Below are 22,064 nucleotides of genomic sequence, written 5' to 3'. Positions count from 1 at the left end.
GATGACCGAGCAGACATTCACGGTGGAGCAGGGATCGGGCACGAAACTGATCACCGTCGAGGGATTCCTCGAACTGCTGATCGCGTGGGCCGACGACAACCTCAAGACGATCGCGAGATTCTGGGCCATGCCGGGGGAGGGCTGGGAGGACTCGCTGAGAACCGCCCTGTCGTCCTACGTCGAGGACAGGCACCCGTGGGCCGACCTGGGGGCCCCGCAGACCCGTAACGTCTACAAGACCAAGAAGCCGAAGCCCAAGCAGGCCGACTTCGTCCTCAACGGCACGGTGGCCGACTCCGCGTCGGACAAGGTCATCGTCGAGGTGAAAACCCAGTCGATCGGCCGGCTCAAGGATTTCACGGGCGACTTCGAAGGCGATCTCGACAAACTCGACGAGGTGGACGAGGACCACCTCGACTGCGCGCGCCTCGCCATCGGCGTTTTCTTCACCTCCGACTGGACCCAGTCCAAGACGGCGAAGAAGGGGACGGTTCCCGCGGAGAACGCCAAGGTCTCGACCAGCTTCACCAAATGGCTCGACAAATACGACCACGTCTATTTCTCGGAGACCTACAAGCCGATCAGGCGGGCGGCGGGAACGCAGACCGGAACGCAACTGGAAAAGGCCGGGGCGATCTACCGGCAGAAGAAGAGCGGAACCGGGGTGAAGCCGCCCGCGGGCGCGGTCGAGCTGGAGGCGTGGGACGTCCACGAGCTCGGCATCGTCTACAAGCTGCTGCCCTCGCGCAGGTCCGTGCTGGAGGCCCTGGAACGTGCCCGCCAGGAGGAGCAGGAGCGGGCCATGCAGGTCGATGAGGACGTCGAGGAGGTGGCCGGGGACGGGGCCGGGGACGTGGCCGGGGACGTGGTCGAGGAGACCACCGAGGAGACCACCGGGAAGACGTCGACGTCCACCAAGCGCAAGCATTCCGGCTCGTCAGGTGGCTCGTCGTCCAGGAAGAAGCAGAAATGAGGCCGTCGGCGCGATGAGACCGCACTGAGCCTGAGCCCGAGCCGCGACCGCCACCAGGTCGCGGCTCGGCCGCATGCGTGCCGCCCGCCGGGAGAACCGGCGGCGGGGAGACCAAGCGGCGGGAAGAGCCGGGGGAGACGGCGGGGTGGACGTGCCGGGAGTGGGACGTGCCGGGAGTAGGACGTGCCGGGAGTAGGACGTGCCAGGAGTGGGACGTGCCAGGAGTGGGAAGAGCCGGTGCCCCGTGCCAGGGACGGGTCCCTTCACGCCGTGAGCCAGGGCATGCCCGAGGCCGGGTCGGCCGCGGCCGTGGCGGCCTTCGCGTCCAGCTCCCAGCCTCTCGCGTACGCCGCGGCGAACTCCTCCTCGCCCAGCGCCGCCCGTCCCCGCCGGACGTGCTCGCGGACCTGCGGATCGGTACGGTCGTGCGCACCCCGCAGCCGGGCGGCGACCCCGAGCAGCACGGCCGAGTCGTGCTGCCGGCCGCGCGCCTGAGCGAGCGCGGCCGCGGTCACCGCCACCGGCGACAGGGCCGGCAGCTCCCGGGTGGCCAGCGCGGCCGCGTACGCCTCCCGCAGCGCCTCGTCCGCGCCGGCCAGGTCGCCCAGGGCCAGGCAGCGCGCGGCCCGCGCCGTGCCGATCAGCGCCCTGGCATGACTCGCGGGGGACGCGGTATCGCCGTGCAAGCCCCGCTCGCTGTCGCCGCGCAAGCTCTGCTCGGTGTCGCAGCTCAGTTCCCGCTGGGTGTCGCCGTGCAGTCCCCGTTGGGCGTTGCCGTGCAGCCTGCGATCGGCGTCAGCCAGCAGGTCGCCGGCGCGGTCCAGGTCGCCGAGCAGCACCCGGAGGGCCGCCTCCCGCGCGTCGATCAGGACCAGCAGCTCCGCCGACGACGCGCGCAGTGCCCGCTCCCGGGCCGCGTCGAGCATCGCGATCGCCCGGTCGGTGTCGCCACGCCGGACGTGCAGGTCGATCCAGTCCAGGTCGCTGTGGAGCTGGTCGCCGAGGCTGAGCGAGCCGGGCCCGCCGGCCGGCGTCCGGGCCTCGCGCAGGTCGGCGAGGGCACCGTCGAGGTCGTCGTAGCGCCGCAGCCGGGCGCGCGCCGACAGCGTGGCGGCCTGGCCCCAACGGTCGCCGGCCTGCCGGAAGCGGGCCAGGGCCGCCTCCACGTGGACCCGCGCCTGGTCGAGCGCGCCCGCGTCCCCGGCGATCTCGGCCTGGAACATGCCGGCCAGCCCCGCCAGCCACAGGTCGTCACCGCCGGCCAGGCGCTCGAAGCCCGCGAGCGCGCTCTCCTGCTCCAGCAGGAAGAGCAGGACCGTGCCGAACACGCGGTGGTGGTCCGGCAGGTCAGGATGCCCGGACAGCCGGTGGGCCAGCTCGCGCGTCTCCGCCCGGTCGTCCGCGGTCCGCCCGGTGGTGATCCCCGGCAGGGCGTCCGCCCGGCTGAGCAGGTGGACGGCTCGGGCGCAGTCGCGCTCCGGCGTCGGTGGCGGTGGTGGTGGCGGCCTCAGCGTCGGTGTCGGCGTCGGCGTCGGCGTCGGCGTCGGCGTCGGCGTCGGTGTCGGTGTCGGTGTCGGTGTTGGCGTCGGCCCGGGGTCGGGCACCGCCAGGGCCTCGCCCAGCCAGTAGGCGCCGTCGGACTGGCGGCCGGACATCTGCCAGTACCAGGCCAGAGACAGGGCGAGGGCGATGGCGCCGGGGGAGTCGTGGGTGGCGCACCGGTGGCGGAGGGCGGCGAGCGTGTTGTCGTACTCGGCGCCGATGGCCCTCATGGCCGCCGACTGGCCGGGTCCGCGCAGCAGCGGGTCGTGGCGGGCCACCAGCTCGGCGAAGTAGGCGGCGGCCAGGTCGCGGGCCGTGCCGGCGTCGCCGGTGCCGGCCAGGCGGCCGGCGCCGTACTCGCGGATGGTCTCGAGCATGCGGTAGCGGCCGGTGCCGGGCGCGAGCTGCAGCAGCGACCGGTCCACGAGGGCGGCGAGCAACCCGGGGATCTCGGCGGCGGGCACGGCGGTGCCGGCGCAGACCGCGGCGGCCGAGGCGGGCGTGACGCCGCCGGGCAGGATGGAGATCCGCTCCGCGACGGTGCGTTCGTGCTCGGTGAGCAGCTCCCAGCTCCAGGCGATGACCGCGCGCAGGGTGCGGTGCCGGGGCGGCGCGGTGCGGCCGCCGGTGGTGAGCAGCCGGAACCGGTCGGACAGCCCGTCGGCCAGGTCGGGCAGCGACATGGTACGCAGCCGGGCGGCGGCCAGTTCGAGGGCCAGCGGCAGGCCGTCCAGGCCGCGGACGACGCGCACGATGTCGGGCAGCGTGGTCTCGTCGACGTCGAGATCGGGTCGTACGGCGGCGGCCCGGTCGGAGAACAGGCGCACCGAGGCCGCCCGGCGGGCCTGCTCGACCGTGTCGCCGGGATCGGGCAGCGCGAGCGAGGCCAGCGGCACGAGCGCCTCGCCGTCAATGGCCAGGGGCTCGCGGCTGGTGGCGAGCACCCGCAGCCCGGGGCAGCGGGACAGCAACGCCGCGACCAGGTGCGCCACGGCGTCGATCAGGTGCTCGCAGTTGTCGACGAGCAGCAGGCTCTCCCGGCCGCCGAGCTCCCCGACGAGGGCGTCCAGCTCGCCGCCCTCGGCTCCCCGCCTGCGGGCGTCGAGGACCGGGGTGCCCCGGAGCCCGAGCCCGGCGAGGACGGCCGTGGTGACCTTTGCCGCCTCGGTGACGGGCGCGAGGTCGATGAGCCGGACGCCGTCGCGGTACGCGTGGCGGTGCCGGCGGGCGGCCTCCAGCGCGAGCCGGGTCTTCCCGGCGCCGCCGGGACCGAGCACGGTGACCAGGCGCCCGGTGGCGAGCAGGGCGGCGACGCGGGCGAGATCGTCGTCACGCCCGATGAAGCTGGTCACCGGCGCAGGCAGCTCACCCACCCGGCCATCGCCCGGCCAGCCAGCGCCCGTCTGGCCATCGCCCGGCCAGCCAGCGCCCGTCCGGCCATCGCCCGGCCAGCCAGCGCCCGTCTGGCCATCGCCCGTCCGGTCAGCGCCCGCCCGGCCGTCGCCCGGGCTCCTGGCCGAAGGGGCTCCAACCGGGGTGGTGGGCGGTGGGGCGGGGTGGCCGGGGCGCAGCAGGCGCAGGTGGCGCTCGCGCAGGGCGGTGCCGGGGTCGGCGCCGAGGGTGTCGGCCAGGGTTCCGCGTACCCGCTCGTAGACGGCCAGCGCCTCGGCCTGGCGCCCCTGGGCGGCGAGCGCGTCCATCAGCAGCGCGGCCGCCCGCTCGTGGCCCGGCTGCTCGGCCAGCAACCCGCCCAGCCGGGCAGCGGCCGCCTCGGCCTGCCCCAGCGACGACTCGGCGTCGGCGAGGTCGGCGACCACCTCGACCGACACCCGCGCCAACCGGGTCGCGACCGCCGGAACCACCGCGGCGACGACCGCGGGCCCGGCGCCGGGCCGGTCGCCCCACAACGTCACGGCCTCGGCCAGCGCGGCCGCCGCGGCCTCCGGGTCACCTGCGCGCAGCCTCTCCCGGCCGGCGGCGGCGAGCCGCTCGAAGCGCAGCGCGTCCACGTCGGACGCGTCCACGGCCAGCCGGTAGCCGCCGGCGACGACCCGCGCGACCACGCCACCGCCACCGCCACCGCCCCCGCCAGGCGGCGTCAGGGCACGGCGCAGCCGGGAGACGAGGGTCTGCAGGGCGTGGGCGGCCCCGGACGGCGGCTCCTCGGGCCAGATCGCGTCGATCAGCGCGTCCGGCTCGACCGCGCGGCCACCGGCGAGCGCGAGCCGGACGAGCAGGCCCCGCAGCCGCGCTCCCGGGACGGGCAGGACGGCCCCGCCGCAGGACACCTGAAACGCGCCGAGCAGCCTGACGCGAAGCCGTGCGTCCCCGTCGTCCATCCCCTGATTCTCGCGCCCTCCCCACAGGACCCCAAATCCGGACGGACGTGCCGGCGCGGTGTGTGCCGCGTGTGTGCCCCGTGTGAGCGGCCTGCCCCAGTGTTCCCCTGCACGCACACCACACCGGGAACGACGGAGGCGACCGATGACGACACGGACGAACCACGCGGAAAGCTGGGTCCGGACCTGGGGCGCCTCGCCCCAGGCGGCCCACGACGGGCTCGGCTCGCTGGACGGCCACCCGCCCCTCGCCGACGTGACCCTCCGCCAGGTGGTCCGCGTCAGCGGCGGCGGGCGCCGCACGCGCGTCCGCTTCACCAACGAGTACGGGACCGCCCCCCTCACCATCGGCGCGGCACGCGTGGGCCTGGCGACGCCCGGCGGCGGGGTACGGCCGGGCAGCGAGCACGTGCTCACCTTCTCCGGCGCGCCGGCCGTCACCGTCCCGGCGGGCGCGCCGATCCTCAGCGACCCGGCCGATCTCCCCCTGCCCGCCCTGGCCGAGCTGTCCATCAGCCTCTACCTGCCGGGGCGCGTGGAGACCTGCACCTGCCACGACCCCGCCCTGGAGACCGGCTGGACGATCCCGGGCGACGCCGTCGCCGCCCCCGCCCCGCCGGAGAACGCCGGGACCCTGCCGGTGCGGGCCCTGATCTCCGCCGTCGAGCTGCTTGCCGACGCCCCGGCCGAGACCGTCGTCGTGGTGGGCGACTCCCGCGCCGACGGCGCCGGCTCGACCCCGGGCGCCCACCACAGCTGGCCGGAGCTGCTGGCCGCGCGTCTCGCCGGGCGGGACACGGCCGCGCGCTACGTCTCCAACCAGGGCATCAGCGGCAACCGGCTGCTCAATGACGGCATCGGCGCGTCCGTCCTGGCGCGCTTCGACCGCGACGTCCTGGCGACGCCCGGCCTCGGCCACGTGGTGCTCTCCGTGGGCGGCAACGACCTCGGCGTCTCCTTCGCCTCGCGGGACGGCGGCCCCCTGGCCGGTTTCCTGGAGATGTTCCCCGGCGCGCCGGTGACGGCGGAGGACGTCATCGCGGGCCACCGCCAGCTGGCCGCCCGGGCGCGCGACCGCGGCGCGCGGGTCCACGCCACCACGATCGCGCCCTTCGAGGGCGCGGAGATCTACACGCCGGAGGGCGAGCGCGCGCGCCGGGCGGTCAACGCGTGGATCCGCACCGGCGGCGCCTTCGACACCGTCCTGGACTTCGACGCCGTCTGGCGCGACCCGGACCGCCCCGCCCGGATCAGGGCGGACTTCCACGCCGGCGACCACCTGCACGGCAACGACGCGGGCTACCGGGCCCTGGCCGACTCCATCGACCTGTCGTCGTTCGGCTGAACCGGCCCCGGCCCGGCCGGCGCCGCCCGTCGTGCCGCCCGCCGTGCCGCCCGTCGTGCCGCCCGTCGTGCTCCCCGTCGTGCCGCCCGTCGTGCCGCCCGTCGTGGCAAGGGCGTCACGGCTTCGCCTCGGCGGGGATCCTCCAGGCCTGCCGCCGGTGCTCCCGCGCCCGGTCCGTACGGCCCAGCGCGTGGTAGGCCATGGCCAGCCCGTGATGGACCCGGGGCTCGTCGTGCCGGTGGCCCTCCTTCCTGAGCTGGTCCAGCGCCGCCTCCTGGTAGGCCACGGCCTGTTCGAGGCGTCCCGCCCGCCGGCAGGCGTGGCCGAGGCCGTGCACGGCCTCGAAGCGGCCGACGGGGTGGCCCAGCTCGTCGGCCAGGGCGAGCGCGCGCTGGAAGCAGCTCTCGGCGCGGTGGTGCCGGGCCGCCCTGCGGTGGCTGTGGCCCAGCCCGATCAGCGCCCACATCTCGCCCACGCGGTCGCCGATGCTCCGGGCGACCGCCAGGGCGCCGCGGAAGTGCCCGTCCCTCTCCTCGCGCCGCCCGACGTAGCCGAGCCCGACCAGCGCGTACACCTTGCCGACCGGGTTGGCGGTACGCCGGGAGAGCGCGAGGCACTCCTCGAAGTGCTCGCTCGCCCGCCGCCTGTCGTTCGTGCGCAGGAGCAGGCGGCCGAGGCCGAGCAGCGCGTTGAGCTCTCCGGCGGGATGGCCGATCTCGCGGGAGGTGGCCAGCGCCTCGTGCAGGCAGTCGCCGGCCTGCCGCAGGCGGCCCACCTGGATGTGCGCGTGGCCGAGCCCGGCCAGGGCGTCGGCCTGTCCCGCCGGGTGGCCGGTCTCGGTGGCGATGAGCAGCGCGCGCTCGTAGCAGTCGTACGCCTGCCGGTGCAGGCCGCTCTGGAGCTGGGCCTCGCCCAGGCCGGTCAGCGCCTCGGCCTGGAAGGGGGCGTGCCCGATCGTCTGCGCCAGCGCCAGCGCCTGGAGCAGGAGGCTGCCCGCCTGGGCGAACCGGCCGCTCCGCAGGTGTCCCTCGCCGAGGCTGAGAAGCGCCTCCGCCTGGGCGTGCTCGTCGCGGGTGCGCTTGGCGATCTGCAGCACGCGGGTGTGCACCGGCTCGGTGTAGTCGCCGCGGGTGCGCAGGTGCAGGTGCAGGATCGTGGACAGGTGCGGGGTGTGGCCCGGCTGCTCGTGCGTGGCGGCGGCCAGCAGGTTCGCCAGCTCGGTGTCGAGCCACCGCTTCGCGCGGGCAGGCGTCGGGAAGGACGGCGCGGGCACCGGCGTCCCGGCGGTGCGGGAGCGCGGCGGCGTCTCGAAGGGATACAGGACCTTCATCGCCTTCGCCGCGGTGTGCGCGTAGTAGTCGAGGAGCCGTCTCAGGGCGGCGTGCCGCTGGAGGCCCGGCTCCTCCACGGCGGCGGCGTAGGTCCGCAGCAGGTCGTGGAGCTGGTAGCGGCCCGGCGCCGGCTCGTGGACGAGGCTGGCCTCCAGCAGGTCGTCGAGCAGCCGCTCGGCCTGGTCCAGGCCGGTGCCGGCGAGCGCGGCGGCGGAGTAGGCGTCCGCGTCGGGCCCGGGGTGCAGACCGAGCAGCCGGAACAGCCGCTGCTGCGGGGCGGTGAGCTGCTGGTACGACAGGTCGATGGCCGAGGTGACGCTGCGCTGCCCCACCTCCAGCTCGGCCAGCCGGCGGTTGCGATCCCGCAGCCGGTCCACCAGGTGGGCCAGCGTCCATGCGGGCCTGGCCCGCAGGCGCGCCGCGGCGACGCGGATGGCCAGCGGCAGCCGCCCGCACAGCTCGACCAGCTCGGTCACCAGCGCGTCGGGGTGGCCGTCCCCGGCGATCCCGGTGAACATGGCGACCGCGTCGTCGTGCGGCAGCACGTCGAGCCTGATCCGGTGGGCGTCGTCCAGGCCGTCGAGCCGGTGCCTGCTGGTGACCAGGACGAGGCAGCCCGGGGAGCCGGGCAGCAGCGGCTGGATCTGCGCCTCGCTGAGGGCGTTGTCCAGCAGGATCAGCAGCCGCCGCCCCGCCAGCGTGGTGCGCAGCAGCGCCGCCCGCTCGTCGAGCCGGCGCGGTATGCGCTCGCGCGGCGTGCCGAGGGCGCTGAGCAGCCCGTACAGGGCGTCGGAGGGCGCGGTGGGCGCCACTCCGTGGGTGAAGCCGTGCAGGTCCACGAAGAGCTGCCCGTCGGGGAAGCGGTCGGCCAGCAGGTGGGCGGCGTGCACGGCGAGCGCCGTCTTGCCGATCCCGGCCATGCCGTCGATCGCCACGACCGTCGCGGTGGCCCCGGTCCGCTCGCCGTCGGCGAGGGCGAGCAGGGACTCCAGCCCGCCGGCCCGGCCGGCGAAGGCGGGCAGGTCGGCCGGGAGCTGCCGCGGGGCGGGAACCGGGTCGTCGCGCGGCGCGAGGCCGGGCGCGCGCACCGGGTCGTTGCGCACGATGCTCAGGTGCAGCTCCTGCAGCTCGGCGGGAGGGTCGAGGCCCAGCTCGTCGCCCAGATGCTGCCGCGTCTGCTGGTAGATCGTCAGCGCCTCGGCGGTGCGGCCGGCCCGGTGCAGGGCCTGCATGAGCCCGCCGATCAGCCGCGGCCTGCCGGGGTGCTCGGCGGCCAGCGCCAGCAGCTCCTCCAGCAGCTCCTCGTGGCGGCCCAGCCGGAGCTGGGCGGCGATCAGGTCCTCGACCGCCGACAGCCGCGCCTCGTCGAGGCCCCGGCACACGATCTCCCTGACGTCCTCGGGGGCGGTCCCGGCCAGCGCGGGCCCGCGCCACAGCGCGAGGGCGCCGCGCAGCAGCTCCACCCTGGCCCCGTCGTCGTCGGTGGCCCTGGCCTCGGCGAGCAGGGCGCGGAAGCGGTGCACGTCGATGCGGTCGGCGTCGCAGGACAGCCGGTACGCGCCCGCCGTGCGCTCCACGGACACCCCGCGGCAACCGGCACGCGCGAGGGCGCCGCGCAGGCCGCTGATGTAGGTGTGGATCATCCCTCGCGCGGTGACCGGCGGATCGTGCGGCCAGACCAGCTCGACCAGGCGCTCGGTGGTGACCTGCTTGTTGGCTTCGAGGGCCAGCAGCGCCAGCACGAACCGCTGCTTGCGCACGCCCAGGTCGATCGGTCGTGCCTCCACGCTGGCGTGCACGGGCCCGAGCAGGAAGAGCTTCAGGAGAACCTCCCGCACGCGGCAATTCGGAATCGGACGAGAAGGGCGTGTCCCATACAACCAGAAAGACCGGCCACCGCAAGCAAACATAAAGATCAACTTAGAGTGGCGGCTGTAATCATTTCCCGGTGCGCAGGCCCCAGGTGCGCGGAAAGGAGATGAACGTCCGCTATTGACACCCTTAACCGCGGGTCGCCGACGACCATATTCCCAGGACCACGAGCCCCAAGGATGGAAGCCGTGAGCGACGCCCACGCGCCCGTAGTGTACGGACTCAACGACATTATCCTCTGCCATACCAGCATTTCCCACGTGGACGGCCATCTGGGCCAATATCGCTACCGTGACTACGATGCGATAGACCTGGTCAATAACTGCGCGCTGGAAGAAGTCTGGTGCCTTCTGGTGGACGGCGAGCTGCCGTCCCCGGCACGCCGCGCGCGGTTCGCGGACGAGCTGGCGGAGCTGAACACGGTGCCGCCCGCGCTCGCCGGCCTGCTGCCCGCCGTGGCGAGGCTGGGCGAGCGGCCCGACGGCATCGGCTGGCTGCAGACGTCCGTCCTGCTGCTGGCCAGGTCGCTGGACTGGCCGTCGGTGCTGGGGCTGGAACGGGCGGCGCTGCGCCACCAGGTCCTGCGGACGCTGGTCACCGCCCCCGTCATGCTGGCGGCGCTGCACCGGCTGCGGCAGGGGCTGGAGCCCGTGCCGCCGGACCCGGCCCTGGGCCACGCCGCGAACCTGCTGTACATGCTCACCGGCGAGGCGCCGCCGCGGGCGCACGCCCGCGCGCTGGAGCAGTACCTGATGCTCACCGCCGAGCACGGCATGGCCGCCTCCACCTTCGCCGGCCGGGTCATCTTCTCCACCGGGGCCGACCTCGGCTCCGCGCTGGCCGGTGCCCTGGGCGCGATGGGCGGGCCGCTGCACGGGGGAGCCCCGACGCTCGTGCTGGACATGCTGGACGAGATCGGCTCGCCCGAGCACGTCGAGCCGTGGCTGCGCGACCGGCTCGTCAAGGACGAGCGCATCATGGGGTTCGGCCACCGCATCTACCGCGCCGTGGACCCTCGCGTCGAGGTGCTGCGCAGGCTCGCCGGCGACCTGGGCGGCGCGCGCCTCGACCTCGCCCGGCAGGTCGAGAGGCAGGCCGCGGCCCTGCTGGACGAGGCCAAGCCGGGCCGCACCCTGCGCGCCAACGTCGAGCTGTACACCGCGCTGGTCCTGGAGGCGGTCGGGCTGCCCCGCTCGCTGTTCTCGGCCACGTTCGCCCTGGCCAGGCTGGCCGGCTGGAGCGCCCACCTGCTGGAGCAGCACACGGGCAACCGGCTGATCAGGCCCGTCACCGCCTTCGCGGGCGGACCCACCGTCCCCGTTCCGTCACCCGCAGAGAGAGGCAGCACGAATGGCTGACCAGCCCATGACCCTGCACCTGGCCCGATACGCCACCTCGGCGAGGTTCGACGACCTTTCCGGCGAGGTACGCGAAGCGTTGAAGATCCGGCTGCTCGACGCCTTGGGCTGCGCCATCGGGGCACTGGACGGCCCGCCGATCGCGATTCTGCGCCAGGACCTCGCCGAGTTCGGCGGCGCCCCGCTCGTGTCGCTGGTCGGCGGCGGCCGCGCCGCGCCGCGCGACGCCGCGCTCTACAACGGCGCGCTGGTGCGCTACCTCGACTTCAACGACTCCTACATCGCGCCGGGCGAGACCTGCCATCCCAGCGACAACGTCGGCGCGGTGCTGGCCGCCGCGGAGTACCGCGACCTGCCGGGCAGCGAGCTGCTCACCGCGCTCGCGGTGGCCTACCAGGTGCAGTGCAGGCTGGCGGACGAGGGCCCGGTCCGGGCCCGGAACTTCGACCACGTCACCCACGCCGGCTACGCGGCCACCTCCGGCGTGGCCCGCGCGCTGCGGCTGGAGCCCGAGCAGGCCGCGCACGCCCTGAGCATGGCCGGCACGGCGCTCAACGCGCTGCGGGTCACCCGCACGTCGCTGTCGCACTGGAAGGGCCTGGCCTACCCGTACGCCGCGGCCGAGGCCGTCCACCTGGCGCTGCTCGCCGCCCGCGGGCTCACCGGCCCGCTCGGCGCGCTCGACGGGCGCAAGGGACTCATGGACGCCATCAGCGGCCCGTTCGCCCTCGACTGGGAGAGCGAGTCCTTCGACCGGATCCCCCGGACGTTCGTCAAGCGGTTCAACGCCGAGGTGCACTCCCAGCCGGCGCTGGAGGCGCTGCTGGAGCTGCGCGCCGAGCACGGGCTGCGCCCGGAGGACGTCGAGGCCGTGGAGCTCGACACCTTCGACGTCGCCTACGACATCATCGGCGGTGGCAGCGACGGCGAGAAGACCACGATCACCACCAAGGAGGAGGCCGACCACTCCCTGCCCTACCTGCTCGCCGTCGCCCTCCTGGACGGCCAGGTGCTGCCCGCCCAGTACGCGCCCGAGCGGGTCGTGGCGGCCGACGTGCAGGACCTGCTCACCCGCGTGACGATCAGGAACCGGCCCGAGTACACCCGGCGCTTCCCCGACGAGCTGGCCTGCAAGGTACGCGTGCGCACCCGTGGCGGCGCCGTGCTGGAGCGGGAGAAGAGCGACTACGCGGGCCACTGGCGCCGCCCCGCCGACCGGGACTCGGCGCTGGCCAAGTTCACCGGGCTGACCGAGCGGGCCGTCGGCGCCGAGCTGCGCGAGGAGCTGGTCTCCTGCGTCCTGAGTCTGGAGGAGCGGCCCACCAGCGCGCTGACCGACCTGCTCAGGAGGGTCCCCGGGGACGCCAAGGCCGACGAGCGCGGCGCGTAGCGGGGGCGGTCATGAGGAAGATCCAGGTACGCGGCCCGGTGGCCGACCTCGACGGCGACGAGATGGCCAGGGTCATCTGGGGGCTGGTCAAGGACCGGCTCGTCCTGCCGCACCTCGACGTCGAGCTGGACTACTACGACCTGTCCATCCAGAACCGGGACGCCACCGGCGACCAGGTGACGCTCGACGCCGCCCACGCCGTGCGCAAGCACCAGGTGGGCGTCAAGTGCGCCACCATCAACCCGGACGAGCCGCGCGTGGCGGAGTTCGGGCTGAAGAGGATGTGGACCTCGCCCAACGCCACGATCCGCAACCTGCTCGGCGGCGTCATCTTCCGCGAGCCCATCGTCATGCGGAACGTCCCGCGGCTGGTGCCCGGCTGGACCGGCCCGATCGTCATCGGCAGGCACGCGCACGCCGACCAGTACGAGGCGACCGACTTCGCCGTCCCCCGGCCGGGCGTCGTCCGGCTGGTCTACGTGCCCGACGACGGGGGCGAGCCGATCGAGCGGGAGGTGGCCGAGTTCCGCGGCGCCGGCGTCGTGCTCGGGATGTTCAACCTCGACGCGTCGATCCGCGACTTCGCCAGGGCCACCATGCGCTACGCGCTGGACCGCGCGCTGCCGCTGTACATGTCGACCAAGAACACGGTGCTGAAGGCCTACGACGGGCGCTTCAAGGACGTGTTCGCCGAGACGTACGACAGCGAGTTCAGGGACGCCTTCGAGCGGGCGGGCATCGTCTACGAGCACCGGCTGATCGACGACATGGTGGCCCAGGCGCTCAAGTCCGCCGGCGGCTTCGTGTGGGCGTGCAAGAACTACGACGGCGACGTGCAGTCCGACTTCGTCGCGCAGGGCTTCGGCTCGCTGGGGCTGATGACGTCGGTGCTGATGACGGCCGACGGCCGCACCGCGGTGGCGGAGGCGGCGCACGGCACGGTGACCCGCCACTACCGGCTGCACCTGCGCGGCGAGCCGACCTCCACCAACCCGATCGCGTCGATCTACGCCTGGGCGCGCGCCCTCGCCCACCGGGGGCGGCTGGACGGCACGCCGGAGGTGACCGGGTTCGCCGCCACGCTGGAGGAGGCGTGCGTGGCGGCCGTCGAGTCGGGCCACATGACCAAGGACCTGGCCCTGCTGGCGGGCGCCGACAGCTGGCTGAGCACCGAGGACTTCGTCGCCGCCGTGGCCGAGCGGCTCGGCGCCCTGCGCGGGGACGACGGCTGAGACCGGCTGCGAGCCGGCCCGCCACGGGGCCGGCTCGCCACGGGCCGGCTCGCCACGGCCAGGCCCGCTACGGCCAGGCCCGCCACGGCCAGGCTCGCCACGGCCAGGCCCGCTACGGCCAGGCTCGCCACGGGGCCGGCTCGCCACGGCCAGGCTCGCTACGACCTGGCGTAGGCGACCAGCAGCGCCGAGGCCACGATGCTGCACGCGCAGACCACCAGCATGACGGCCGGGTAGCCGACCGCCTGGCTGAGGACGGCGGCCCCCAGCGGGCCGAGCGCCTTGGCCAGGATGGTCGGCAGCGCCAGGGCCCCCGCGATCGTGGCGTAGGCGGGGGCGCCGTACCGCTCGGCGATGAGCAGCGGCCGCGCGATCGTCCCCACGCCGAAGCCGATGCCGAAGGCGATCACGCAGGCGATCGCGCCCACCGTGCTGGCGCCGACGGGCGGCAGCACGGCCACGGCCACGGCCTGCACGGCGAAGACCACGGCGGTGACCGTCGCGGCCCGGTGGCGCCGCTGCAGGCCGGTGGCCACCAGCCTGCCCGTCACCGACAGCACGCCGAGCAGGCCGGTGACGGCCGCCGCGAAGGTGGGCGGATGCCCCAGCTCGACGAGGTAGGCGAGCAGGTGGACCGCCATGATCGCGATGGCCGCGCTGTGCGCCACGAACGCCACCGCCAGCAGCCAGAAGGCCCGGCCGCGCAGGGCCTGCCTGAGCGTCACCTGGTCGAGCCCGCCGCCGTCCCCGCCGTCCCCGCCGGACTCCTCGGCGGACTCCTCGGCACGCTCCCCTGCGGGCTCCCCGGCGGGCCGGGCCGGCCGGCGCACGAAGAAGGCGTGCAGCGGGATCGTCGTCAGGCCGAAGATCACCGCCAGCAGCACCGAGGCCGTGCGCCAGCCGTACCGCTCCACGAACAGCGCCGTGAGGGGCATGAAGATCGTGGAGGCGAACCCGGCCATCAGCGTCACCGCCAGCAGCGCGTTGGCCCGCCGGTCCGGGTCGAACCACGCCACCACCACGGCGAAGGCGGGCTCGTACAGCGCCAGCGCCGAGGCGACGCCGACGGCCGCGAGCACCGCGTACAGGGCGGGCAGGCTCTCCACGCGCGACCAGGCCAGCATCGCCAGGGTGCCGACGACCGAGCCGGCGGTCATCAGCCCGCGCCCGCCGTAGCGGTCGAGCAGGCGGCCGACCACCGGCGCCGCCACCCCCGTGATGAGCACCGCGAGGGTGAAGGCGCCGGTCACCTGGCCGGCGGAGGCGTGCAGGTCGCGTTGCAGGGGGTTGAGGAACACGGCGAAGGCGTAGTAGAGCACCCCCCAGCCGACCGTCTGGGTGACGGCCAGGGCGACCACCACGCGCCAGCCGGCCGGGATCCGGGCCCGCTGGCGGACCTTCACCTGTCCCTCCATGGCAGAAACCTCATCCTCCGTGGTCGGAGCAGCAGCCGTCCTTGCGCATGGCCACGGACGTCGCCAGCCAGTCGGTGCCCGCCGCCGTCGCGGCGAGCGTCCGCGGATAGGCGCCCACCAGGTCCTCCTGCCGGTACAGGACGCCGTCACGCATCGTCATCGGGGTGTCGATCAGGCTGTCGAAGTCGGTGAACGGATCCCCGGCGACGAACGTGAGGTCCGCCAGCTTGCCCGGCTCGACCGTGCCGAGCTGGTCCGCGACGCCGAACACCCGGGCCGGCAGCACCGTGACCATGCGCAGCGCCTGCAGCGGCGTGACGCCGTACCGGTGCAGCGCGCGCAGGCCGAGGTGCAGGTGCAGCCCGACGGGGTAGAGCGGCGAGTCCGTGCCCAGCACGATGCCCCCGGGCTCGTCGCGCAGCATGCGCTTGTAGACCTCCACCTCGGTCTCGATCCTGACCAGCTCGGCCCGGGTGGGCGCCTCCGCGGCGGTCGTCCTGACCAGGGCCACGTCCCAGGGCGGCAGCAGCGCGGCCACGCGCACGTCGTCGGCCAGCTCGGGCGCGGCGCCGAGGAGCTGCAACGCCGAGAACGGCGTGGCGACGAGGTGGAAGTCGGGCTCCCGGTAGATCTCCTCGACGTCCTGGTAGGCGCGGCCCAGGGTGGAGACCTGGTGGCCCTGCTCCAGCCGCTGGGTGGCCTGCAGGTGGGTGGTCAGGTCCTGGCCGACGTTGACGCCGGGGTAGGCCAGGTGGCTGCCCGAGAGCACGCCCAGCTCGGAGTGGGCGACGCGGGCGCCCTCCGCCATGATCCAGCCGGGGGCGCGCACGTACGTCTTGACGAAGTCGAAGTCCAGCGCGACCGCCCTGCGCAGCGTGCGGCGCAGCCCGTCGCGGGTGCGGTGCGCCCGCCCCATGCTGTACGCCACCCGGTCGCCGTCGATCAGCTCGCCGGTCGCGAACAGGCGCGGCCCGACCAGCTCGCCCGCGGCCAGCGCCTCGCGGATGCGCGCGCCCTCGTAGGCGAACCCGCCGAAGGAGACGGTGGAGGTGATGCCGTAGGCCAGGTTGGCGAGGTTCTGCCGGTTGCCGTAGGTCGGGTTCCAGGGGTGCACGTGGGAGTCCCACAGGCCGGGCAGCACGGTGTGGGCGGTGGCGTCGACGGAGCGCTCGCCGGCGCGCGGCGCCCGGTGCGCCTCGACGCCGACGATGGTGGAGCCGCGCACGACGATGTCCACGTCCCGCCTGACGTGCTCGCCGGTGCCGTCCCACAGGCGGCCGGCGTGGATGCGGGTCACCGCGGGCGGGGCGGGCGCGCGGTGGCGGTACTGCAGGCGCACGGGCCGGGCGCGCCTGCCGCCCCCGTCGGGCTGGACGGTGCGCAGCGTCCCGTCGGACAGGTAGAGGATGGTGCGCGAGTCGCCGGACCAGGAGGGGAAGTCGGCGGACTCGTCCGTGAGGCGGCGGGTCGGCCCCGCGGGGGAGCCGTCGGCGTTGACCGGGAGCACCCACAGGGCCGTCTCGGCGACCAGCGCCATCCACCGGCCGTCGGGCGACCACACGGGGCCCGAGGCGTAGCGGTCCGACAGCGACGTGTGGCCCAGGGGCGCGTGCAGCACGGCCTGGCCGGTGCCGGTGTCGACGACCCTGATGAGGTTGTAGCCCTCGCGGAAGCGCGCGGTGATCCGGTTGCGGTCGGCGCAGGCCAGGAAGCGGCCGTCGGGCGACCAGGTGGGCGGCCCGGGCAGCCCGCCCGCTCCCAGGGGCGCCGCGAGCGTGCGCTCCTCGCCGGTGGCCAGGTCGCGCACCAGCAGGTTGCCGCTCATGTCGTGGCAGGCGAGCCGGGTGCCGTCGGGCGACAGCGCCGGGTTGACCCGGCCGCCGGTGGCGAGCGTGGTCTCCGCGCCGCCGGCCAGGTCGTGCCGGTAGACGGCGTTGAGGCCGTCCTTGTCGCTGCAGTAGAGCACGCCGCGGCCGTCGGGGGTCCAGGCGGGGCTCTGCACGTAGTGCTCCGGCGCGGCCTGCACGAGCTTGCGCGGCTCCTCGCCGGTGCGCGCCACCCACAGGGCGTTGAGCGCGGTGAAGGCCACCGACCTGCCGTCGGGGGAGAGCACGGGCTGGTTGAGCCCGCGTACGTCCCGCGTCCGGGCCGAGCGGAAGTCGTAGCGCTTGCGCCGGTAGGCCGGCCGCTCCACGCCGGCGGTGGCGGTGAACGGGATGGCCGTGGCGGCGCCGGGGGACGCCGCCACCCGCCGGGTGAGGATCTTGCCGTCGGCGAGGTAGAGCAGCTCGTCGGCCGACAGCCAGACGGGCGGCACCGCGAAGACGTCCTCGCCCTGGGTGACCGGCCGGCCGTCCACGGCGAGCGTGGCCACGGGGCCGCTGTCGTCCGTGGTGAGGTGGACGTAGGCGACGCGCGAGCCGTCGGGCGAGACGGCGGGGCACACGACGGAGCCGGTGTCCAGGGTGCGGACCACGCTCACCGCGCCGCCCGCGCCCGGCACCGCGGCGATGGTCCTGGCGCCGGCCGCGTCGGCCCTGACGAACAGGACGCGGCCGTCGGGGGACCAGGCGGGGTCGTAGTCGTTCTGCGGGCCGTCGGTGAGCTGGGTCAGCCGCCCGGTCCGCACGTCCACGGTCCAGATGTGGTAGAAGCTGCCGGCCGCGGGGTCCCCGCCGCGCTCGGAGGCGAACGCGACGCGGCTGCCGTCGGGCGACCAGCTCACGCCCCTGTCGTCCCAGGGCCCGTCGGTGAGCCGGCGCAGCCCGGAGCCGTCGGGCGCCATGGTCCAGATGTGGAAGCCGCCGCCCTTGTAGGCGCACAGCGCCACGGCGGAGCCGTCGGGGGACCAGGTGGGGCGGGTGGGCTCCAGGTCGGGGGTGGTCAGGGCCCTGGCCTTGCCGCCCGTCCTGGGCAGGGACCACAGGATGCCCTGCACCTCCACGATGAGCCGGTCGGCCGCGGGCGAGGCGGTCACGGTGCCGTTGGTGAGGCCGGTGAAGGTGAGCGTCCTGGATGGTGCCGCGGCGACGGCGGCCGTCGCGGGCATCGAGCCCGCGACGACACCGGTGACCGCCGCGGTCTGGATGAAACGCCGTCTGGTGAAGCCTTCCATGATTGACCCTGCCTTTCGCGGAGACGTCGATCGGCGCTTTGTCTCAACGACATGAAGGGCCGCCTGGATACGGGGTCGGGCCGAGACGGGACGCAACCGGAACACTCATGACCTGCCCGCCGGCCCGGACCGGGTGAATCGCATTTCGTGATGGTGCCACCTCCCGCTCTAAGTTGATCTTTATGTTTTCTGGTGGTCGCCGGCAATGTACCGGGGAAAGTGGTGTGCCCGCCGGTTCATCCGCCGTTATCAAAACGTGATAGTGATATCCGGCAAGGTTGAATTGTCGATGAATGCACGCTTAACCTCGCCGTACTCCGTGGACCGGCGGGATGCCGGTCACCGGACGTGGCTCGGCGACTACCCGCCAGTGCTTGTGCTTGTTCGAGTCGCTGTGTTGTGTTGGCGAATGAAGGGGGCCGGCCGATCGACCCGATCGGCCAATCGCATTGCGTTTCCCATGACATCGCGGTGCATTCCTCAGTCATTCCGTGCTTTTTTCTCCTTTCTCGAAGAGGTCTGTCATTCATGTCTGCTCCTCCTGCCGCTGCCGAGATGCTCCTGTTCGGTGCTCCGCGGACGCTGATCGGAGCAGGCCTCACCCGCGCGGTCGCCGAGGAGGTGCGGGCCGTGGCACGGGACCGGCGGCGCTCGCCGCGGGTGTTCCTGGTCACCGGCGCCGGGTTCGCCGGCCGCCCGTGGTCGGCGACGCTGCTCGCCGCGCTGCGCCCGCTGCCCCTCCGGGTGGGCGCGCAGGCGGGCATGCCGACCCCGGCCTCGGTCGCCGAGCTGGCCCGCGCGGTCCGCGAGCACCGCGCCGAGGTGGTGGTCGCAGCGGGCGGCGGCAGCGTCATGGACGCGGCCAAGGCCGCCGCGGCCCTCGCCACGGAGCCCGAGATCTCCCCGGAGCTGGTGGCGCGGGCATGCCGCGGTGGCACGCCGGGCGAGGGGCTGCCCGTGGTGGCCCTGCCCTCGACGCCCGGCACCGGCGCCGAGTCCACCCCGTTCGCCACCGTCTGGGACGTCGAGAAAGGCCGCAAGCTCTCGCTCAGAGGCGAGCCGGTACGGCCGGCGGCCGCGATCCTCGACCCCGACCTGCTGATCGGCCTCCCCCCGGCGCAGCTCGCCGGCAGCATGCTCGACACGCTCGCGCAGGGCGTGGAGGCGGCCTGGTCGACCAGGGCGGACGCGCGGGCCGAGGCGCTGGGCGCGGCGGCCTGGAGCCGGCTGGCCGGCCTGCTCGACCGGCCGCCCACCACGCCGTCCGCCGGCGAGCGGGACGCCCTGCTCGTGGCCGGGCACCTGTCGGGACGGGCCATCGCCCGCGCGGGCACCACGCTGTGCCACGCCCTGTCCTACCCGCTGACCCTGCGCTACGGCCTGGGCCACGGCCACGCGTGCGGCATCACCCTGGCCAGGGTGACGCGCTTCAACGCGGCGGTGCGGGCCGACGACTGCGCCGACGCCCGCGGCCCCGGCCGGGTGCGCCAGGCCATCGCGGCCGTGGCCGCCGCGGCGGGAGCCGCCGACGCCGGCACGCTCGCGCGGCGGGTGGAGGCGTTCCTGGGCAGGGCGGACCTGCCCGGCGTGCCCGACCTGGGCCGGGACGCGCACTGGATCGCCCGCCAGGCGCTCGGCTACGACCGCGCCGGCAACAACCCGCGCCACCTCGACGTGCCCACCCTGGCGCGGCTCCTCGGGTCGTGACCGGAGCGCGGCTCCGGCGACCCCCCCACCAGCACCCTCTTCCGCTCCACCCCGCAAGGTCCTGACCATCGCTCGGACACCTCTCGGAGGCGAGCATGCGCCTTGACACCTACAAGGTCGTCCATTGGATGAACGTACGCAAGATGACGGTCCGGCAGGTCGCCGAGGCCGCCGGACTCGACCACGCGCGCCTGGCGGGCCTGCTGGACGAGCCGGGCGGCGGCGAGTGGCCGGAGACGGAGGTGGCCGCCCTCACCCGGGCGCTGGGCGTCGAGCCCGAGCGCCTGTCGGCCAGCGGCCGCCGCGACCTGACCGTGGTGACCCGGACGGCCGAGCAGCTGCGCGCGACCCGCCGCCCCATCCAGCGCGACGGCATCCACTTCTACAACTACTACACGATGGCCGCCCCGCCGGGCGCGGTCGCGCCGGTCATCCTGGACATCCTCTGCCCCGCCGACCGCCTGCCGGCGCTCAACAACGGGCACCTCGAACCCGCGATCACCGTCAACCTCGGCCCCGGCGACATCCACGGCCGCTGGGGGGAGGAGCTGACCGACGCCACCTGGCAGGTCATCGCGGCCAACAAGGGCGAGGACCCGTGGATCGTCGGCGACTCCTACCTGGAGCCCTCCTACTGCCCGCACAGCTACTCGCTCGCCTCCGACGCCCCGGCCCGCATCGTCTCCTACACCGGCCAGTCGAACCTGGCGGCGCTGCTGGAGGACGTCAACGACTGGTCGGAGCCGGCGGCGGAGGAACTGTTCGGCTGGCTCGACCGCGAGCCGTCGCCGCGGGCGCTGGCCGAGCTCCTGCTGGCCCGCCGGGGCCACACCGTCGAGTCGGCCGCCGCCGCGCTCGGGACGAGCGGGGAGAAACTGGCCGCCGCCCTGGAGTACGGGGGCGTGGAGGACCTGCGCGAGCTGGGCTGGCGGCTCGGCCTCGACGACCGGCTGCTGCTGCGCAGGGAGCTGCGGCACGACGCCGTCGGCAAGACCTACAAGGACGTCGCGGAGTGCCGCCGCGAGGCCCGGGACTTCCGCGGCTACCGGGTGACCTCGCTGGCCGGGGCGCCGCACCTGCCCGACCTGTCCGGGCTCTACCTGCGGGTGAGCGGCGAGGAGGGCGCCGACCTGCTCGAACCCGCCGAGACCCACTACCTGGTGACCGGCGGCGACCTGCGCCTGCACTGGATCACCGCCGACGGCGGCACCGAGTCCCGCGAGCTGGACGCCGACGGCACCGCCTGGGTGGCGCCCTTCGTCAGGCACCGCTGGTCGGGCGACGGGTCCCTGATCAAGCTGGGCTCCGGGCGGCACCTGACCTACCTGGACCTGTACGAGCTGAGCAACACCTACGCCCCCGCCGCGACGCTGCGCCGCGGCCGCCGTGACGGCAGAAGCTGGGGCTACGACTCCTAGGGGAGGCCATGCGCATCGTCTACACCGATCCGGCCTGGGCCCTCGACGAGAGCGGCCGGCCCGACCCGGCCCTCGCCGACATCGAGCGCGAGGTGTTCGGCGCCGGCGCCGACCTCGACCTCGGCCTGTTCGCCGACGGCTACCTGATCGAGGGCCCGAGCTTCCTGCGGCACGTACGGGGCGCCGACGCGCTGGTGATCTACCGGTGCCAGGTGACCAAGGAGCTCCTGGACGCCGCGGGACCGGGCTGCAAGGTCGTGGCGCGCAGCGGCGTGGGCGTGGACAACCTCAACGCGCCGCTGCTGGCCTCGTACGGCATCGCCGGCTTCAACGTCCCCGACTACTGCGGCGACGAGGTGAGCACCCACACCCTCGCCCTGCTGCTGGCGCTGGAACGCAAGGTCTGCACCCAGGACCGGCTGGTCAAGGCCGGCCGGTGGAACATCCACGCGGGCGGCGTGCCCCGGCGCCTGGCCGGGCGGACGGCGGGCATCGTCGGCTTCGGCCGCATCGGCCGGACCACCGCCAGGAAGCTGCACGCCTTCTACGGCCAGGTGTGGGCCTACGACCCGTACGTGTCGGCCGACCTGATGGCCGGCCATGGCGTGCGGGCGGCCGATGACCTGGGCGAGCTGTTCGCCGCTTGCGACGCCGTGGTGATCCACGCCGCCCTCACCGAGGAGACCCGCGAGCTGGTCGGCGCGGCCGCGCTCGGCCGCGCCAGGCCCGGCACGCTCCTGGTCAACACGGCCAGGGGCCGGCTGGTCGAGCTCGCCGCCGTCCGCGACGCCCTGCGGAGGGGGACGCTCGGCGGCTTCGCCTCCGACGTGTTCAGCCCCGAGGACCCCAACGACGACCCCGTGGCCCGCGCGCTGCTCGACCGCGACGACGTGGTGGTCTCCGCGCACCGCGCCTTCCTGTCGGCGGAGTCGGAACGCAGCCTCAGACGGCGGGTGGCGCAGGGCGTCATGGCCGTGCTGAGCGGCGACCGGCCGCCGGCCGACTGCCGCATCACCTGAGAAGAAGG

12 protein-coding genes are annotated in these 22,064 nt (G+C 74.6%); 8 read left to right on the top strand and 4 right to left on the bottom strand.

Annotation, left to right across the window (positions count from 1 at the left end; translation table 11 throughout):
• Position 1: 1 nt before the first annotated feature.
• Positions 2-973 carry a hypothetical protein gene (locus tag AB0H75_RS33285; protein ID WP_367803329.1) on the top strand — a complete coding sequence of 324 codons (972 nt, stop codon included), beginning with the start codon at positions 2-4 and terminating at the stop codon, positions 971-973.
• A 263-nt stretch (positions 974-1,236) separates the two neighbouring features.
• On the opposite strand, the gene AB0H75_RS33280 is transcribed toward AB0H75_RS33285, so the two are convergent.
• A complete protein-coding gene (locus tag AB0H75_RS33280) occupies positions 1,237-4,854 on the bottom strand; it encodes a BTAD domain-containing putative transcriptional regulator (protein WP_367803327.1) in 3,618 nt (1,205 codons plus the stop codon).
• A 145-nt stretch (positions 4,855-4,999) separates the two neighbouring features.
• Between AB0H75_RS33280 and AB0H75_RS33275 the strand changes: the two genes are divergently transcribed.
• Positions 5,000-6,199, top strand: a complete 1,200-nt coding sequence (locus AB0H75_RS33275) for an SGNH/GDSL hydrolase family protein (protein ID WP_367803325.1) — start codon at positions 5,000-5,002, stop codon at positions 6,197-6,199.
• A 115-nt stretch (positions 6,200-6,314) separates the two neighbouring features.
• Here AB0H75_RS33275 and AB0H75_RS33270 read toward each other — a convergent pair whose 3' ends face one another.
• Positions 6,315-9,368, bottom strand: coding sequence for a BTAD domain-containing putative transcriptional regulator (locus AB0H75_RS33270; RefSeq protein ID WP_367803323.1), 3,054 nt, complete (start codon positions 9,366-9,368; stop codon positions 6,315-6,317).
• A gap of 213 nt (positions 9,369-9,581) precedes the next feature.
• Between AB0H75_RS33270 and AB0H75_RS33265 the strand changes: the two genes are divergently transcribed.
• From AB0H75_RS33265 to AB0H75_RS33255, 3 genes are read left to right on the top strand one after another with little or no spacing between them, the layout of a single operon-like run.
• Positions 9,582-10,760, top strand: coding sequence for a citrate/2-methylcitrate synthase (locus AB0H75_RS33265; RefSeq protein ID WP_367803321.1), 1,179 nt, complete (start codon positions 9,582-9,584; stop codon positions 10,758-10,760).
• Positions 10,753-12,150, top strand: a complete 1,398-nt coding sequence (locus AB0H75_RS33260; RefSeq protein ID WP_367803319.1) for an MmgE/PrpD family protein — start codon at positions 10,753-10,755, stop codon at positions 12,148-12,150. Before AB0H75_RS33265 ends, AB0H75_RS33260 begins: the two co-directional genes overlap by 8 nt.
• Positions 12,151-12,161: 11 nt before the next feature.
• Positions 12,162-13,382 (top strand): NADP-dependent isocitrate dehydrogenase, encoded by a 1,221-nt coding sequence (locus AB0H75_RS33255; RefSeq protein ID WP_367803317.1) that lies wholly within the window; start codon positions 12,162-12,164, stop codon positions 13,380-13,382.
• 158 nt (positions 13,383-13,540) lie between these two features.
• On the opposite strand, the gene AB0H75_RS33250 is transcribed toward AB0H75_RS33255, so the two are convergent.
• Positions 13,541-14,797: an MFS transporter gene (locus tag AB0H75_RS33250; RefSeq protein WP_367803315.1), complete on the bottom strand. Its 1,257-nt coding sequence runs from the start codon at positions 14,795-14,797 to the stop codon at positions 13,541-13,543.
• A gap of 10 nt (positions 14,798-14,807) precedes the next feature.
• Complete coding sequence (locus AB0H75_RS33245; protein WP_367803313.1) at positions 14,808-17,912, bottom strand: amidohydrolase family protein; 3,105 nt, start codon at positions 17,910-17,912, stop codon at positions 14,808-14,810.
• A 528-nt stretch (positions 17,913-18,440) separates the two neighbouring features.
• On the opposite strand from AB0H75_RS33245, the gene AB0H75_RS33240 reads away from it, so the two are divergent.
• The 3 genes from AB0H75_RS33240 to AB0H75_RS33230 all read left to right on the top strand — a co-directional run bounded on the left by AB0H75_RS33240 (position 18,441) and on the right by AB0H75_RS33230 (position 22,056).
• Positions 18,441-19,619 (top strand): iron-containing alcohol dehydrogenase, encoded by a 1,179-nt coding sequence (locus AB0H75_RS33240; RefSeq protein ID WP_367803311.1) that lies wholly within the window; start codon positions 18,441-18,443, stop codon positions 19,617-19,619.
• A 95-nt stretch (positions 19,620-19,714) separates the two neighbouring features.
• Complete coding sequence (locus AB0H75_RS33235) at positions 19,715-21,037, top strand: histidine kinase (protein ID WP_367803309.1); 1,323 nt, start codon at positions 19,715-19,717, stop codon at positions 21,035-21,037.
• An 8-nt stretch (positions 21,038-21,045) separates the two neighbouring features.
• Positions 21,046-22,056 carry a C-terminal binding protein gene (locus AB0H75_RS33230; protein WP_367803307.1) on the top strand — a complete coding sequence of 337 codons (1,011 nt, stop codon included), beginning with the start codon at positions 21,046-21,048 and terminating at the stop codon, positions 22,054-22,056.
• Positions 22,057-22,064 lie beyond the last annotated feature (8 nt).

The organism is Nonomuraea sp. NPDC050783 (genome assembly GCF_040802095.1).
Lineage (GTDB): Bacteria > Actinomycetota > Actinomycetes > Streptosporangiales > Streptosporangiaceae > Nonomuraea.
This window is presented reverse-complemented; position numbering and strand designations above follow the sequence as displayed.